The 16767-nt window shown below is 68.0% G+C and carries 15 protein-coding genes; 6 read left to right on the top strand and 9 right to left on the bottom strand.

The genetic code is table 11. The features are described from left to right. Positions 1 to 477: 477 nt before the first annotated feature. From whiA to GNX95_RS03360, 5 genes are all read right to left on the bottom strand, one after another. Positions 478 to 1458 carry a DNA-binding protein WhiA gene (whiA, locus tag GNX95_RS03380; protein WP_163505681.1) on the bottom strand — a complete coding sequence of 327 codons (981 nt, stop codon included), beginning with the start codon at positions 1456 to 1458 and terminating at the stop codon, positions 478 to 480. After that, the gene (locus tag GNX95_RS03375) at positions 1449 to 2438 is read right to left on the bottom strand and encodes a gluconeogenesis factor YvcK family protein (protein ID WP_222853368.1); all 990 of its coding nucleotides are present in this window, start codon (positions 2436 to 2438) and stop codon (positions 1449 to 1451) included. Before GNX95_RS03375 ends, whiA begins: the two co-directional genes overlap by 10 nt. Further along, complete coding sequence (gene rapZ / locus GNX95_RS03370) at positions 2435 to 3286, bottom strand: RNase adapter RapZ (RefSeq protein WP_163507807.1); 852 nt, start codon at positions 3284 to 3286, stop codon at positions 2435 to 2437. Before rapZ ends, GNX95_RS03375 begins: the two co-directional genes overlap by 4 nt. Before the next feature lie 62 nt (positions 3287 to 3348). Beyond that, positions 3349 to 5436 (bottom strand): excinuclease ABC subunit UvrC, encoded by a 2088-nt coding sequence (gene uvrC / locus GNX95_RS03365; RefSeq protein ID WP_222853367.1) that lies wholly within the window; start codon positions 5434 to 5436, stop codon positions 3349 to 3351. A gap of 110 nt (positions 5437 to 5546) precedes the next feature. Then, entirely contained in the window at positions 5547 to 6659 is a 1113-nt protein-coding gene (locus GNX95_RS03360) for an NAD(P)/FAD-dependent oxidoreductase (RefSeq protein WP_163505680.1), read from the bottom strand. 76 nt (positions 6660 to 6735) lie between these two features. On the opposite strand from GNX95_RS03360, the gene GNX95_RS03355 reads away from it, so the two are divergent. After that, complete coding sequence (locus tag GNX95_RS03355; protein WP_163505679.1) at positions 6736 to 7056, top strand: nuclear transport factor 2 family protein; 321 nt, start codon at positions 6736 to 6738, stop codon at positions 7054 to 7056. On the opposite strand, the gene GNX95_RS03350 is transcribed toward GNX95_RS03355, so the two are convergent. Next, positions 7028 to 7993, bottom strand: a complete 966-nt coding sequence (locus GNX95_RS03350; protein WP_163505678.1) for an RNA polymerase subunit sigma-70 — start codon at positions 7991 to 7993, stop codon at positions 7028 to 7030. The two genes, GNX95_RS03355 and GNX95_RS03350, sit on opposite strands and share 29 nt — an antisense overlap. Before the next feature lie 111 nt (positions 7994 to 8104). Here GNX95_RS03350 and GNX95_RS03345 point away from each other — a divergent pair, with 111 nt between their 5' ends. The 5 genes from GNX95_RS03345 (at position 8105) to GNX95_RS03325 (ending at position 12970) form a co-directional block, all read left to right on the top strand. Further along, the gene (locus tag GNX95_RS03345) at positions 8105 to 8842 is read left to right on the top strand and encodes an SDR family NAD(P)-dependent oxidoreductase (RefSeq protein WP_163505677.1); all 738 of its coding nucleotides are present in this window, start codon (positions 8105 to 8107) and stop codon (positions 8840 to 8842) included. A 63-nt stretch (positions 8843 to 8905) separates the two neighbouring features. Further along, entirely contained in the window at positions 8906 to 9454 is a 549-nt protein-coding gene (locus GNX95_RS03340; RefSeq protein ID WP_163505676.1) for a PadR family transcriptional regulator, read from the top strand. Further along, entirely contained in the window at positions 9451 to 10794 is a 1344-nt protein-coding gene (locus GNX95_RS03335; protein WP_163507806.1) for an FAD-dependent oxidoreductase, read from the top strand. The genes GNX95_RS03340 and GNX95_RS03335 overlap by 4 nt, the downstream gene beginning before the upstream one ends. Positions 10795 to 11027: 233 nt before the next feature. Continuing rightward, positions 11028 to 11861: an IclR family transcriptional regulator gene (locus GNX95_RS03330; RefSeq protein ID WP_163505675.1), complete on the top strand. Its 834-nt coding sequence runs from the start codon at positions 11028 to 11030 to the stop codon at positions 11859 to 11861. Continuing rightward, complete coding sequence (locus GNX95_RS03325; protein WP_163505674.1) at positions 11858 to 12970, top strand: 5-methyltetrahydropteroyltriglutamate--homocysteine S-methyltransferase; 1113 nt, start codon at positions 11858 to 11860, stop codon at positions 12968 to 12970. The genes GNX95_RS03330 and GNX95_RS03325 overlap by 4 nt, the downstream gene beginning before the upstream one ends. Here GNX95_RS03325 and GNX95_RS03320 read toward each other — a convergent pair. From GNX95_RS03320 to GNX95_RS03310, 3 genes are read right to left on the bottom strand one after another with little or no spacing between them, the layout of a single operon-like run. Beyond that, positions 12967 to 14445 carry a mannitol dehydrogenase family protein gene (locus GNX95_RS03320; RefSeq protein ID WP_163505673.1) on the bottom strand — a complete coding sequence of 493 codons (1479 nt, stop codon included), beginning with the start codon at positions 14443 to 14445 and terminating at the stop codon, positions 12967 to 12969. The two genes, GNX95_RS03325 and GNX95_RS03320, sit on opposite strands and share 4 nt — an antisense overlap. Then, positions 14442 to 15395, bottom strand: a complete 954-nt coding sequence (locus GNX95_RS03315; protein ID WP_163505672.1) for a 2-hydroxyacid dehydrogenase — start codon at positions 15393 to 15395, stop codon at positions 14442 to 14444. Before GNX95_RS03315 ends, GNX95_RS03320 begins: the two co-directional genes overlap by 4 nt. Positions 15396 to 15429: 34 nt before the next feature. Continuing rightward, on the bottom strand, positions 15430 to 16578 hold the full coding sequence (locus GNX95_RS03310) for a CorA family divalent cation transporter (protein WP_163505671.1): 1149 nt from the start codon (positions 16576 to 16578) through the stop codon (positions 15430 to 15432). Between the last annotated feature and the right edge of the window lie 189 nt (positions 16579 to 16767).

Here is a 16767-nt window from a genome sequence, read left to right as displayed (position 1 = left end):
AGGTGGCGCTGAGCCTCTGGTTGGCGCGGTGAAGAGGTGGTTGCGTTTTCCCCTCGTCGCGTTGGCGCAGTGGGTGCGTTCTTCGATTGGTGCGTTGGGTGTGTGGTTGCGTCTCTTGTTTTCCGGGTCACGTATGGGAAGCAACCCGTCGGGATGGACGCCAAACGATCCTGCTGCGACGGCTGACTGCGTAATACTTGTTTAACAAGACATCAAAACGGACATCTGTTACAGCCGAGCGATCACAGCAGCATTATCAGCCTCAGTAGTCACACTCGTCACAGCCCGCAGTGATCGCGGTGGCGTGAAAGCCTTGTTTCTGCGTCCAACGCTAGTAACTCGACATTCACGCCGTCCGCGAACCTCGCAAGGTGGGCATTTAGCGCTACACATGCCGTTGATCCCACGTGATGGACGTTCGTGCCACTTACTGGGACGGCCATGGCTTCGAAGGCGGAAACCCTCCCAACGCAAGGCCTACTGGGCGAGCATGTCCTGGGTGACGCTGGCCTCGGTGTCCGGGATCCCCATCTCGCTGGCGCGCTTGTCGGCCAGCGCCAGCAGCCGGCGGATCCGGCCGGCTACCGCGTCCTTGGTCAGCGGTGGGTTGGCAAGCTGGCCGAGCTCCTCCAGCGAGGCCTGCTTGTGGGTGAGCCGCAGCTTGCCGGCGTCGATGAGATGCGTCGGCGCCTGGCTGCCGAGGATCTCCAACGCGCGCTCGACCCGCGCGCCGGCGGCTACCGCGGCGCGGGCGGAGCGGCGCAGGTTGGCGTCGTCGAAGTTGGCGAGCCGGTTGGCGGTCGCACGCACCTCGCGTCGCATCCGCCGCTCCTCCCAGGCCAACACGCTCGCGTGCGCGCCGATCCGGGTCAGCAGCGCGCCGATCGCGTCGCCGTCGCGTACGACCACCCGGTCGACACCGCGGACTTCGCGGGCCTTCGCCGTGATGCCGAGCCGGCGCGCTGCGCCGACCAGCGCCAACGCGGCCTCGGGACCGGGACAGGTGATCTCCAGCGAAGCCGACCGGCCCGGCTCGGTGAGCGAGCCGTGCGCCAGGAACGCGCCGCGCCAGGCGGCCTCGGTGCAGCACAGGCCGGCCGAGACGACCTGCGGCGGCAGGCCGCGTACGGGCCGGCCGCGCAGGTCCAGCAAGCCGGTCTGCCTGGCCAGCGCCTCACCTTCGCGGCTCACCCGGACGATGTAGCGGCTGCCCCGCCGCAGCCCGCCGGCCGCGAGCACCTGGATCTCGCTGGTGTGTCCGTACACCTCGCTGATCTCCCGGCGCAGCCGGCGCGCCGCCGCGCCGGTGTCCAGCTCGGCCTCCACGATCACCCGGCCACCGACGATGTGCAAACCCCCCGCGAACCGCAACAACGCGGCCATCTCCGCCTTACGGCAACACGGTTTTGTCACGGTGAGGCGACTTAACTCGTCCTTGACCGCAGCTGTCATAGCCATGAGTCGACCGCCATCCTCTCGTACGCCCCATCCAGTGCCCCCCACAGAGCGGACGCAAGCAAAGCCTGGTCATGACGGGGTGTTCCATCGGCCGCCGCAACCGGCGCGTTGATCACCCGGGCCCCCAAAGCCCCGGCGGCGGCCGTCAACTCACTGTCCAAAGTGGACCCGGCCGGTGCCACCGACGGATCCACCACCACCGCGTCGCAGCGCAGCGCCGGCAGATGCGCCGCCAGCACCTCGACGTGGTCGGCGGCCGTCATCCCCTCGGTCTCCCCCGGCCCTGCGGCCAGGTTGAGCACCAGCACCACCTTCGCGCGGGTCGCCGCGACCGCCTCGCCGATCTCCGGCACCAGCAACGGCGCGAGCACGCTGGTGAACCACGAGCCCGGCCCGATCACCACGGTGTCGGCGGCGCGGATCGCCTGCGTGGCGGCCGCGCACGCCGGCGGGTCGGCCGGCTCGATCCACAGCCGGCGGATCCGGCCCCGGGTACGGACCAGCGCGGCCTGGCCGCCGACCATGACCGGCCGCCGCGAGCCGGTCACCATCACCTCTCCTCCGAGCACCAGCGGCTGTTCGGCCGCCGGCAGCACTCTCCCCCGCGCGTCCAGCATCGCGGCCGCCGCCGACAGCGCGGTGGGTGCGTCGCCGAGCCGCTCCAGCAGCCCGGCCAGGATCAGGTTGCCGACCGCGTGGCCGGCCAGCGGCCCGTCGCCGCCGAGCCGGTGCTCGAACAGCTCCGCCGCGGTCTGCGCGGCCGGACTCTCACCGGCCAGCGCGACCAGCGATTTGCGCAGGTCGCCGGGTGGCAGGATGCCGAGCTCGGAGCGTACGCGGCCGGAGGAGGCGCCGTCGTCGGCGACCGACACGACCGCGCTCAGGTCGAGCCGGTCGACGCGCTCGTCGAGCTCCTTGAGCGCACGGACCGACGCCGCGAGCCCGTGTCCGCCACCGATGGCGACGACGTTCACGGTCACTCTCTCCCCAGGTCGCGGTGCACCACCCGGACGGGCAGGCCACCCTCCTCGAGCAGGGCGCCGAGCCGCTCGGCCATCGCCACGCTGCGGTGCTTGCCGCCGGTGCAGCCGACCGCGACCGTCAGATATTGCTTGCCTTCCCCGGAAAAACCGTCCACCACGTCGGTCAGCAGGCCGGCATAGCGGGACATGAACGAGGTGGCGCCAGGCTGGCGCAGCACGAAGTCGGCGACGTCCGGATGCTGGCCGGTCAGCGGCCGCAGCTCGGGAACCCAGTGCGGGTTGGGCAGGAACCGTACGTCCACCAGGAAGTCGGCATCCGGCGGAATGCCGTACTTGAAACCGAAAGACAGCACCGTCGCCTTCAGCCGGTGCCACTCGTCGCCGAAGATCTCCTCGACCCGGTTGCGCAGCTGGTTGACGTTGAGCTCGGTGGTGTCGATGATCAGGTCGGCCTCGCCGCGCGCGCTGGCCAGCAGCGCGCGCTCGGCGGTGATGCCGTCCAGCAGCCGGCCGTCACCCTGCAGCGGGTGCTTGCGGCGTACGCTCTCGTAGCGCCGCACCAGCACGTCGTCGGCCGCCTCCAGGAAGATCACCCGAGGATGGAAGTCGCGGGCCCGCAGCTGCTGGATCGCCTCGGCGATGTCGGAGGACAGCGCGCGGCTGCGTACGTCCAACACGATCGCCGTTCGCCTGGCCGCGCCGCCGGACTGCGCGGCCAGCCCGGCCATGGTGATCACCAACGACTGCGGAAGGTTGTCGACCACGTAATAGCCGACGTTTTCCAACGCACGCGCCACTGTGGACCGGCCAGCCCCGGACAACCCGGTGACGATCACCAGGTCCATCACAGGAGGCACCGTGGACAGTCGCGTGTCCACCGGCCGGGCCTGCGCTGACGACCCACCGGTCACTGCCGCCCCTCCCCAGCGTCCGGCTCGAGCACTTCTCCCGTCGCCGCATCGAAGGCGACGGCATCCCCCGCGGAGAATTCATCCCCCGGCTCGACCCCGGCCGACTCCCCCTCGTCCGGCGTCGAAGACTGATCTACCGTAGCTGGCGCCGAAACGCCATTTGCCGCCACCCCACCGAGAGCACTGTGTACGGCTTGTGCGGTGTGCAAACCGATCCCCGGCACGTCGGTGATGTCCTCGACGCTGGCCTGCCGGAGCTTTTTCAGTGAACCGAAATGTTTCAACAGCGCTTTGCGGCGGGTTTCCCCCAAACCGGGGATGCTGTCCAGAGCGGACGCGGTCATCCGCTTGGACCGCTTCTGCCGGTGGTAGGTGATGGCGAAGCGGTGTGCCTCGTCGCGTACGCGCTGCAACAGGTAGAGGCCTTCGCTGCTGCGCGGCAGGATCACCGGATAGTCCTCGCCCGGCAGCCACACCTCCTCAAGCCGTTTGGCCAGGCCGCAAAGCGCGATGTCGGTGATCCCCATGTCGGTGAGTACGTTGGCCGCGGCCGAAACCTGCGGCGCGCCGCCGTCGACCACCAGCAGGTTTGGCGCGTACGCGAACTTTTTCGGCTTGCCGGTCTCCGGGTCGATCCCCTCTCCGACCGGGCCGTCCTCGGTGCGCCGTTCGGACAGGTAGCGGGTGAACCGGCGGCGCAGCACCTCGGCCATGGCGGCGGTGTCGTCCGGACCGCGCTCGCCTTCCACGACCGTGCCCTCGCCGCGTACGGCGAACCGCCGGTATTCGGATTTGCGCGGCACACCGTCCTCGAAGACCACCATCGATCCGACGACATCGGTGCCCTGCACATGCGAAATGTCGTAGCACTCGATGCGCAGCGGAGCGTCGTCGAGACCGAGCGCGTCGGCGATCTCCGACAGCGCTTTCGACCGTACGGTCAGATCGCCAGCGCGGCGCAGCTTGTGCTGCATCAATGCTTGCGCCGCATTTTTCTGTACGGTTTCCAGCAGAGTGCGTTTGTCGCCGCGTTGCGGCACTCGCAGATCGACGCGTGCGCCCCGCAACTCGGTGAGCCACGACGACAGCACCGACACGTCATCCGGCAGCTGCGGCACCAGCACCTCGCGCGGCACCGCCTCGCCGGACTCGCCGCCGTAGATCTGCGTGCAGAACTGCTCGACCAACTCGCCAGTGTCCACATCGGACACTTTCTCGGTCACCCAGCCGCGCTGACCGCGTACGCGGCCGCCACGTACGTGGAAAACCTGGACGGCGGCCTCCAGTGGATCCTCGGCGAAGGCCACCACATCGGCGTCCGTGCCATCGCCGAACACCACCGCCTGCTTCTCCATCGCACGCCGCAGCGCACCGATGTCGTCACGCAACCGCGCCGCACGCTCGAAGTCGAGGTCGTCGGAGGCGGCACGCATCTCCTTCTCCAGCCGCCGGATCATCTGGTCGGTCTTGCCGGCCATGAAGTCGCAGAAGTCCTCGACGATCGCGCGGTGCTCCTCGGCGCTCACCCGGCCGACGCACGGCGCCGAGCACTTGCCGATGTAACCGAGCAGGCACGGCCGGCCGATCTGGTTGGACCGCTTGAAGACGCCGGCCGAGCAGGTGCGCGCCGGAAACACACGCAGCAGCAGGTCGAGGGTCTCGCGGATGGCCCAGGCGTGCGCGTACGGACCGAAGTAGCGGACGCCCTTGCGCTTGGCGCCCCGCATCACCATCAGCCGCGGATAGTCCTCGTACAGCGTCACCGCGAGGCTCGGATAGCTCTTGTCGTCACGATAGCGGACGTTGAACCGCGGGTCGTACTCCTTGATCCAGGAGTATTCCAGCTGCAGCGCCTCGACCTCGGTGCCGACCACGACCCAGTCGACACTGGCCGCGGTGGTGACCATCTGGTAGGTCCGCGGATGCAGGCCGGCCGGGTCGGCGAAGTACGAGTTCAGCCGCTGTCGCAGGCTTTTGGCCTTGCCGACGTACACCACCCGACCGGTCTGGTCGCGGAAGCGGTATACACCCGGCGATTCGGGAATCGTGCCCGTCGCGGGCCGGTACGTCGATGGATCCGGCACGCACCTGAGCCTAGCTCGTTGGTGCGACGGTAAAGGCGAGTCCCGTGCCGCGACCGAGTACGCAAGAGTTGGGCACTGCCGCATTCGAACGTGCCCAACTCTTGCATCGGCTACACAGAGGCCGGCATGGTCGGGTGGTTTTCGAAGATGACCGTGCCGCGGACGATGGTTTCCTTGTACAGAGCCGCCGCCCGGCCGGTGAGGATCGCCTCGCGCGGACTGTCGTCACCACGTACGAACTGCACGAGGCCGTCCCGCCTGCCGAGGCTGATGCACTGGTTGAAAAACCGGAAGCCGACCGGCTTGGCCGGCTTGCCGTGCATCCGGTTGGCCATGGCGCGTACGGCCTGCTGCATGGTCGGCAGTCCGGTCGCACAGGCCATCCGCAACTCCTGTCCGGTCTCGCGATGCATGGCGGCCGCGTCGCCGATGCCGATCACATCCGGATGCGACACCGAGCGCAGCGTGTCGTCGACGACCATCCGGCCGCGCGCGTCGACCTCGAAGCCGGCCTCGGCGGCCAGCGGCGACACCTCGAAACCGGCGGTCCATACGACCGTGTCGGCACCGACGTGTTCGTTTTCGGCAAGCAGCACACCGTCGGCGCGCACCTCGACGACGCGCGCGTTCTCGCGTACGTCCACACCGAGCCGCGCGAAGACTTTCCGCAGGTGGTGCTGTGCTTTCCGGGACACCGCGGCACCGAGCGTGCCGTTGGTCAGCAGCCGCACCTTCAGGTCCGGATAGGTCTCGGCCAGCTCGGACGCCGCTTCGATGCCAGTCAGTCCACCGCCGACGACGGCGACCGTCTGGCCGGCCTGGCGCAGCCGTTCGCGCAGGTCTACGGCCTGGTCGTGGCTGGCCACCGTGAACGCGTGCTCGCGCACGCCCGGCACCGAGTCGAGGTCGGCCCGGCTGCCGAGCGCATAGATCAGCTGGTCGTACGCGATCGGAGCGCCGACCTCCAGCCGAACGGTGCGGCTGTCCGGGTCGACCGCGACGACCTTGTCGACCACCAGCCGCACGCCGGTTTTCGCCAGCAACTCACGCAACGGCAGGTCGCGCAGCCGCTGTCCGGAGGCGAGCTGGTGCATCCGTACGCGCTCGACGAACCGGTCGCTCGCGTTCACCAGGGTCACCTGCGCACCGGTCCACCGCGCCGCCAGCTTCGCCGCGCCGAGGCCGGTGTAACCACCGCCGAGCACCACGATCTGAGTTGTCATATCGTCACCTCGTTCGAGTTGGTCTCTCACCACTGCGGACGAGACAGCACGACCAGGTGTGACGAAGGGGGACGACATGGTGCACGTACAGGAGTTGACGAATCCGACGGTCAAGGCGTTCGTACAGGCCGTCAACACCGGCGACCGCGCCGCCTTTTTCGACGCTCTGACCGAAAACGCGACCATGTCCGACGACGGCACCGACCGCGACCTGCGCGAGTGGAGCGACCGGGAGATCTTCAACACCAAGGGGCACATGGTGATCGAGTCGCAGTCCGACGACGGCCGGTCGATGATCGTGCAGTACAGCAACTCGACCTGGGGTTCGATGCGTACGGCCTGGAAGTTCTTCGTGACCGACGGCCGGATCAGCCGCTTCGAGACCGGTCAGGCATAAGCTCGAACCACCGCAGCACGGTTGGCTCGAAGCGCGTGAAGGCGCTGATCCGCGTGCCGCTGAGCGTGAGGACGAACAGGCCGCCGGACGGCCGCCCGGCGGTGCGCAGGTAGGTCGCGAACGCCGGTTGGCCGTTGGCCCGCGTCGGCACCAGGTCGAGCCGCCGGCCGGAGTCGAAGATGCCGGCGAACAGCCTGGTCGCGGCCTCGATGCCGGCGTACTCGTATGGCATCGGCGGCATCGAGACGAACACGTCGTCGGTGAACAGCGCCACCAGCGCCTGGACGTCACCCGACTCGTACGCACGCGTGAACTCCGCCATCAACTCCCGCTCGGCCGCGGAGCCGGCGGCCGGTGCCGGTTCGGGACGCTCATGCCGCAGGCCGGCGCGCGCTCGCTTGAGCGCTCCGTTGACCGAGTCGACGGTCGTGTCGAGCATGCCGGCCACTTCGCTGGCCGCGAAGCCGAGCACGTCACGCAGGACCAGGACGGCCACCTGACGCGGCGGCAGCAGCTGCAGCGCGGTCACGAAAGCCAGTGAGATCGTCTCCCCGCGCTCATACGTCGCCTCCGGGGTGAGCAACACGTCCGGATACGGCTCGAGCCACGACAGCTCGCCGAGGCCGGTCGGCTCCGGTCGCTCGGTGTCCGGCATGTTCCATGCCTTCGCCGGGCGACGGCTGGCCGCGCGATGCACGTTGAGGCACCGGTTGGTGGCGATCCGATAGAGCCACGTACGCACCGACGCGCGCCGCTGGAATCCACCGATCCCCTGCCACGCGGCCAGCAGCGTGTCCTGCAGCGCGTCCTCGGCATCCTGCAGCGACCCGAGCATCCGATAGCAGTGCACGTGGAGCTCACGGCGGTACGGCTCGGTCAGCGCGCGGAACGCCTCACCGTCGCCGGCCTGGGCCCGCTCGACCAACTCCACGGTCATCGTCTGTCCCATTTCCGTACCGACACCGCAGCGGCCGCGAACTGGTCGCCGACCATTTCGCCAATCCACCGGTGTCTGCATGGTCCGACACTTCTCCGGAAAGGACCAGACATGCTGCTCAAGGACAAGGTCGCGGTGATCTACGGTGCCGCCGGCGCGGTCGGCGGTGCGGTCGCGCGCGCGTTCGCCGCCGAAGGCGCCCGGCTGTTTCTCACCGGCCACCACGTCGCCGGTGCCGAGGTCGACGCGTTCGACGAGCGGGCGATCGACCAGCACCTGCGGGCCGTGGTCGACGAGGCGGGTCGCGTCGACATCTCGTTCAACGCGATCGGCCTGCCGAATCCCACGACACGTATGTCCCTCACGGACATGCCGGCCGACCAGTTCCTGCTGCCGATCGCGACGTACGCGCGCTCGTACTTCCTGACCGCGCGGCTCGCGGCCCGCCGGATGGTCGCCAGCGGATCGGGTGTGATCATGGCGGTGACCTCGACGCCGGCGCGCAGCGGCGTGCCCTACGTCGGAGGAGGCGGCGCGGCGATGGCCGCGGTCGAGGCCCTCACCAGGGGCCTGTCCGCCGAGCTCGCGCCGCACGGCGTACGCGTTGTCGGTCTGCGTCCGCAGGGCATGCCGGACACGCCACGGATCCAGAAGAGCTTCGAGTCCTACGCCGCCGCGTCCGGTCAGTCGTGGCAACAGTTCCACGACGCGCTGGCCAGTCGCACGCACACGCGCCGGTTGTCGACGCTGGACGACCTGGCCAACACGGCTGTCTTCCTCGCCTCCGACAAGGCCGCCGGCCTGACCGGCACGACCGTCAACCTCAGCATGGGAAGCCTCGACGACTGATTTCTACTCGCATGTGAGTAGTCTTGCTTGACTAGGTGCAGGTACTCGTGTTTGAGTAGTCGCATGCTAGGAACCAGGTTGTTCATCCTCGGCGCGCTGGCCGACCGCGGTCCGATGCACGGACACAAGATCCGCGGCGCGGCCCAACAGGATCGCGTCGAGCTGTGGACGGACATCAAGCCCGGCTCGCTGTACGGCGCCCTGCGCCGGATGGCCGACGAAGGCCTCGTGGAGGTCGTACGCACCGAGCAGGAAGGCAACCTGCCGGCCCGGACCGTCTACGGCATCACCGACGAAGGCCGCGCGCAGTTGGTCGGCGAGATCCGTGCCGTACTCGCCGACACGAAACTGCGGCCGGAGCCCATGTATCTGGTCCTGCAACACGGCAACCTGTTGGACGACGGCGAAATGCGCGAGGCCGTCCGGTCGCGCCGGGAGGCTTTCCAGTCACAGCTGGACTTCTGGCGCGGCCTGTACGAGGAGGCGGCTCCCTGGCTGACCGGCCTGGAGCCGCTCGCCTTCGACCACACGATCCTGCGGCTGGAAGCCGAAATCAGCTGGCACGACCGCCTGCTGGCGGCGTTGCCACCAACGGAAGGCGGATCGACATGAAACCTCTGCACGTGGTCGTCATCGGCGGCGGCATCGGCGGACTTTGCCTTGCACAGGGCCTGAAACAGGCCGGGGTCAGCGTCGCGGTGTACGAGCGCGACCGGACGCCTGACTCGCGTACGCAAGGCTATCGGATCAACGTCAACTCCACCGGCGCGGTGGCGCTGCACGACTGCCTGCCGCCGGCGTTGTGGCGCGTACTGGTCGCCACCGCCGGTGACGCCGGCCGCGGGATCGGTTTCCTGGACGAGAAAATGCGCGAGCTGGTGCTGCTCGGCAACGACGGACCGGCCGCCGACCCTGACGACCCGCTGAACACCGAGCACGCGGTCAGCCGGATCACACTTCGGAAAATCCTCCTCGCCGGCCTGGCCGACCTCGTCCATTTCGACAAAGAATTCCTTCGCTATAAAGAAAACAGCGACGGCACGGTGACGGCGTACTTCGCCGATGGCAGCCGCGCCACCGGTGACGTGCTCATCGGTGCCGACGGCACCCGTTCACGAGTCCGCGAGCAGCTGGTGCCGCGAGCCACCACGACCCAGATCCCGGCCATCGGTGTCGCCGGCAAACTCATGCTCACACCGGAAACCCTGGCCTGGCTGCCGGAGATCCTGTTGGCGCGCAAGAACGTATTCTGGCCGAAGCGTGATTTCCTTTTCACCGCGGTCTTCCGGCGCCGCGAGGATCCGGCGCAGGTGGCCGAGCGGCTCGGCGACCAGCTGCTCGCGCTCGGCCTCGACCCGCGCGAGCTGGTCGAGGATTCCCGCGACAACGACTACATCCTCTGGGCCCTGATCGGCAGCAGCGACACTTTTCCGGCTGGCTTCACGGAACTGACCGGCCCCCCGATCTTGGACGTGGTCGGCGACCGGATCCGCGACTGGCATCCGAGCCTGCGGCGGTTGGTCAAGGACGCCGACCAGCTGCGTGCGGTCGGATTCACCGCGGCGGCACCGGTGGAAGCGTGGCCGTCCCGTCGAGTCACCGTGCTCGGCGACGCGATCCACCACATGCCGCCGGTCGGCGGACTCGGCGGCAACACCGCGCTGTGGGACGCCAACCTGCTGCGTCGTACGCTGATTTCCGTTGCGGCAGGTGAAAAAGAGCTGGTCGCTGGGATCGGCGCGTACGAGGCGGCCATGCGCGAGCACGGCTTCGCCACGGTCCGCGACGCCGTACGCAACACCGAGCAGGCCGCCACGCGCAACGCTCTCAGCCGGCTGCGTACGCGGCTGTTTTTCAAGGCCTGCGGCGCCATTCCACCGCTTCGCCGGGCAGCACTCGGTTATGACCAGCCGGTCGTCGATGCGGAGGAACGGCTGACGCCGGTCGGCTGACGGCCGGCAGGCACCGCTGTCGAATCCGTCGAAACGCGGTTTGGCCTGGAAAACCTCCTTCTGTACTATCTCCACCACATCGGTGGCATCTGGACCACTGGCGATACGGATAGTTCATTTCCGTCCAGTGGAAGACTCCTTTCGTGGCTCCGCGCCGCTCGAGCAAGGTGGCAGATGACATGCCGCGTGACAGCGCTTGCACGTCACCATGCTCGAGACGGCCGGAGGTGGGGATGAAACGGGACGCCTCCCAGCCCGTGCGTACGGTCGCGGAGCGGGTGCTGGCGATCCTGGAGGTGTTCAGCACCGAACGCCCGATGCTGCGGCTCAGCGACATCAGCCGGCACACCGGCATGCCGCTGACCACCACGCACCGGCTGGTCCGCGAGCTGGTCAACTGGGGCGCGTTGGAACGCGACGAGCGCGGTGCGTACTGGATCGGGCTGCGACTGTGGGAGGTCGGCGCGCTGGCACCGCGCGGCCTCGGCCTGCGCGAGGCCGCGCTGCCGTTCATGCAGGATCTTTACGAGGCCACACACGAAAACGTGCAGCTGGCGGTGCGCGACGGCTGCGACGGTGTGTACGTCGAGCGGATCACCGGCTGGGACGCGGTCACCGTTCGCACCCGGGTCGGCGCGCGCTGGCCGCTGCACGCGACCGGCGTCGGTCTCGTCCTGCTCGCACACGCGCCGGCCGCGATCCAGGAACGCGTACTGACCGAGCCGCTGGCTCGGTTCACCGAGAAGACGCTGACCGATCCGCACCGGCTGCGGCGCGTGCTGACCGACATCCGGCGGACCGGATTTTCGGTCAGCGACGGCCAGATCACCCTCGACGCGCTGTCGGTCGCCGCACCGGTGCGAGATGGCGGCAACGACGTCGTCGCGGCGATTTCCCTTGTCGTACGCAACAACGGCATCGACCCGATGAGCCTCACCACGGCCGTGCGCGCCGCCGCGCAGGGAGTTTCCCGCGTGCTGCGCAATCCCGGCATCCACCGCGCCCCGGCGCTGCCGACCACGGCCGACATGATCGAGGACCCCGTCGCGCGAGGAGTGGCCAGATGAAGCGTACGACCCCGCCGTTTCGGGCCGACCACGTCGGAAGCCTGCTGCGGCCGCAACGACTTCTGAAAGCCCGCGACGATGTCGCCGCCGGGACGCTGCCGGCCGGGGAACTGCGCGCGATTGAGGACGACTGCATCCGCGAGGTCGTAAGGATGCAGCGGGACGTCGGCCTGCAGTCGGCCACCGACGGCGAGTTTCGGCGTGGTTCCTGGCACATGGACTTCATCTACCAGCTCGGTGGCGTCACCAAGGTGACGGAAAACATCAAGGTCCAGTTTCGCAACGAGTCCGGGACGATCGAGTTCACCCCGTCCGGCATCCACGTCGACGCGCCGATCACCCTGGACAAGACGATTTTCGGCGAGGACTTCAGCTTTCTGAAGTCGATCGTGGAGACCACCCCGAAACAGACGATCCCGTCGCCGAGCATGGTCCACTATCGCGGTGGCCGCGCGTCCATCGACGAGAAGGTCTATCCGGATCTCGAGCAGTTCTGGACCGACCTTTCGGCAGCGTACGCACAGGAAATCCGCGGGCTCGCCGATCTCGGCGCGACCTACGTACAACTCGACGACACCAGCCTGGCGTATCTGAACGATCCCAAGCAGCGCGAGCAGATCACCGCGATGGGCGCCGATGGTGAGCACCAGCATCTGCGCAACATCAAGCAGATCAACGAAGCGCTGAAGGATCGGCCGGACGGCGTCACGATCACCACGCACCTGTGCCGCGGCAACTTCCGGTCATCGTGGGTCGCCGAAGGTGGTTACGACTATGTGGCCGAGGCGCTGTTCGGCGATCTCGCCGTCGACGGATTCTTCCTGGAGTTCGACGACGCGCGCTCCGGCAGCTTCGCGCCGCTGCGCTATGTGCCACCCGACAAGATGGTCGTTCTTGGCCTGGTCACGACGAAACGGCCGCAGCTGGAGGACAAGGACGACCTGAAGCGGCGGATCGAGGAAGCCACCCGGTACGTGGACATCGACCAGCTCGCCATCTCCGGTCAGTGCGGTTTCTCGTCCACTGTGGACGGCAACGCGCTCACCTACGACGACCAGGTCGCCAAGCTGTCGCTCATCGTCGAGACGGCGGCGGAGGTTTGGGGTTAGACCACGGTGTCGGCGACGGCTCGCGCCACGCCGTGCACGCGGATCAGCCTGGCCAGCTCGGCGACTCTGGCGACGAACTCGGTGTCGCCGCCGATCTCGGCGTCGAAGACCTCGCCACGCTGGAAAACCGCTGTCACCAGTCCGGCGATGGAGGTTGATTCGGTTGCCAGTGCACGCAATCGCGGCAGCGCCGGGTCCCTGATCTGCTCCGCGCCGCGTACGAGCTGACCGTCCAGCGGCGCCACGCAACACACGTACGCGGCGATCGCCAACGCGAGCAGTTGCGGCATCCGGCCGGCTCGCCGGTTGTCCAGGATCGCCGGACCGATCCGCTGCGGCAGCTTCAACGAGCCGTCGGAGGCGACCTGGACCGTACGGTGGCCGAGCGCCTCGTTGCGGAACCGCTCGAACAGCTGGTCCACATAGGACGGCAGGTCGACGCCGTCCGGAAACTCCGGCAACGGCAGCAAATCCTCGGCGATCATCCGGCGCGCGGCCTCTTCGACGAAGGGCACCCGGATGGCCTCGGCGATGAACTCCTGACCGGCCAGCAAACCGAGATACGCGATGAGGCCGTGCGTGCCGTTGAGCAGCCGCAGCTTCATCACCTCGTACGGCCCGACCTGGTCGCAGAAAATCGCGCCACCGGCCTCCCAGCGCGGCCGGCCGGCGGCGAAGTCGTCCTCCAGGACCCACATGCTGAACGGCTCGGCCGGCACCGGCACGGCGTCGAGCACATGCAGCTTTTCGCTGACCAGAGCCCGTAATGCGTCGGTCGTGGCCGGCACGATCCGGTCGACCATCGTGCCGGGAAACGTGACGTGCTGGTCGATCCACTGCAGCAGCTCGGGCGCGCGCATCGCCTCGACGAACTCGCGCACCAGCCGGCGCGTACGCCGACCATTCGCGACCAGGTTGTCGCAGCTGAGCACGGTCAGGCCGGGAAGGCCGGCGGTCATCCGCCGGTGCAGGCCGCGCGCGATGACGCCGATCGGCGTACGCGGCGTCGACGGGTTTTCCAGGTCGTAGCGGATGTCCGGCGAGTCCAGCGCCAGGCCCTGGCTTTCCGGCGAGTACGAGTAACCGCTCTCGGTCACCGTCAGCGTGACGATCCTGGTGGCAGGAGCGGCGATCGCGGCGACCAACGCGGCCGGGTCCTCGGCGGCGATCAACAGTCCAGTGTGGACGGACGGCACCGACACGTGCACGCCGGACGGTGACAGCTCGGCGACCGAATACAGCAGATCCTGTGCCGCCAGCGCGGAAACCAGCCGGCGTGAGGAGTTCGTCGCGGCCAGGATCCCCCATGGACCAGGCTCGGCGCGCAGCGCCTCCGACGTGTAGACAGCCTGGTGCGCACGGTGGAAGTTACCGAGGCCAAGGTGCACGATCCCGGTGTGCGACGGCCGCGCGAGCAGGCCGCGCCAGCCGGACAGCGCGCGCCGGGACAGGGCCGGCAGCGACCGGAATCTCATGGCGACACCACGTTCAGCAGCGCCTCACCTTGCGACAGCCGGCGCAGGTTTTCCGCGATATCCCCGATCCGCGCGCGAAAGGTGTCGGAGGTGACGCCGGAGACGTGTGGTGTCATCAGCACGTTTCCGAGATCCTGGAACGGAAAGACGCTCGGCTTCGCCTGTCCGTCGACGCCCGGATAGCGATACCAGACGTCGATCGCCGCGCCGGCGATCACGTCGTCACGCAACGCCTCGTACAGAGCCCGCTCGTCGATCAACGGACCACGTCCGACATTCACCAGGATTGCCGAGGGTTTCATCGCGGCCAGCTCGGCGGCGCCGATCATGCCGGTCGTCTGTTCGTTCAGCGGTGCGCTCACCACCACCGCGTCAGACTCGGCGAGCAGATCGGTCAGCCGGTCGGTGGCGCCGAGCCAGTCCAGTCCGTACGCGACCGGGTCGGCTTTTCCACTGCCGGTCACCGCGACCGCACGCATGCCCAGCTCGCGCAGAAACCGCCACGCGGACACGCCGATGTGGCCGAAACCAACGAAACCAACGGTCCTACCGTCCAGTGTGGACGGTTGCGGCAGGCCACCGGGAAGCTTCGGCGACAGCCAGCGGCCGTCGCGCAACGCCCTGTCCTGCTCCGGAATCCGCCGCGCGAGCAGGATCAGCGCGGCGACGACGTACTCGCCGATGGACGCACCGTGGTGGAAAGTGTTGGCGCACAACGCATCCGCCGGCAACGCCGAGAAGTCGACCCCGTTCGTCCCGGCTCCGGCCACCTGTACGAGCCGCAACCGGTCGGCCGACGCGGCCATCTCGGCGGTGAACACCGATCCGATATAGACCTCGACACCGGAAAGATCCTGCTCGGACCAGGAAAACTCGGTGCCTGGCGGTGCCTTGGAGATCAGCAGGTCGCGGTGTGGCAGCAGATACGGCTCGGCGACGACAACCTTCACGACGGGCCCTCCGGGGTTGGCAGACCCTTAGAGCCTAAAGCCAGTCGCGCTTTTTGAAGACTATATAGAGCGTTAGGCAGACGACGGCCATGAGCAGTACGGCGAACGGATAACCGCCAACCCAGTGCAACTCCGGCATGTTGTCGAAATTCATCCCGTACACGGTGCCGATCAGCGTCGGAGCGAACAGGATGGCGGCCCACGACGAGATCTTCTTGACCTGGTCGTTCTGCGCGTAGCTGATCTCGGCCAGATGCTTCATTTCCTCGTTCTGCGCCTGGCTGACCAGTGTCGCGTTGATGGTCAGGATGTCGGTGAGCATCTGCCGGAAGCTGTCGACCCGCTCCACGACGGTCGTCGCGTGGTCGGCCACGTCGCGCAGATAGCGGCGCAGCTCCTCGTCGGTGCCGTATTTGTCGAAGCCGGCGGACAGGCCTTCGAGCATCTTCAGCAGCGGCCGGGTGGCGCGCTGGAACTCGATGACCTCACCGGAGAGGTCGTAGATGCGCCGCGACACCTTCGGGTCGCCGCTGAAGACCTCGGTCTCGATCTCGTCGATGTCGTTCTGCAGGCCGGCGACCACCGGCGCGTAGCCGTCGACGACGGCGTCCAGGATGGCGTAGAGGACCGCCTCGGGCCCGAGCCGCAGCAGGTCCGGGTCGTTTTCCATCCGGCGGCGTACGGCGGCCAGGTTGGGCGCCTCGCTGTGTCGCACGGTCAGCACGAAATCGGGCCCGGTGAAGATGTGCAGCTCGCCGAACTCGACCTCCTCGGTCTCGTCGCGATAGCGCGCCGCACGCAACACGACGAAAAGCGTGTCGCCGTAACGCTCCAGCTTGGGACGCTGGTGTGCGGTGATGGCGTCCTCGACGGCGAGCTCGTGCAGGCCGAACTCCTCGGCCGCGGACATCACCTGCGCCTCGGCCGGCCGGTAGAGGCCGATCCAGGCCATGCTGCCCGGTTTGTCGGACAGCACCTGGTAGGTGTCGGCCAGCGTCGGCGGCGAGTCCGTCCGCTTGCCGCGGCAGTAGACGGCGCTGTCGATCACGCTTTTCTCGACCGGCGGACAGCGGCGCTCCGGCGTCGGGTCCATCGAGCGTTCGGGCGCGAGCTGCACGTTGGCGCCGTACGAGCCCGGCATGACTTTCTTCGGCAGCAGCACACGCAGACGGTTTGCCATCATGAGGATGCCTTCTTCAGCACTGGGTGAAGCGGTGTCACGCGGACACGACGGCCGTCACCAAGGGAAGTGGGGTGAGGGAATTGCGCGCAGTGTCGTCGTCTCTAGCGACGACTACTCGGAGGTTGACTCGGCATGACGAGCCCCACCTCCTGACATCCTCGAACCAAGGCCAAGACGCCAGGCACCCGA

The organism is Fodinicola acaciae (genome assembly GCF_010993745.1).
Classification (GTDB): domain Bacteria; phylum Actinomycetota; class Actinomycetes; order Mycobacteriales; family HKI-0501; genus Fodinicola; species Fodinicola acaciae.
This window is presented reverse-complemented; position numbering and strand designations above follow the sequence as displayed.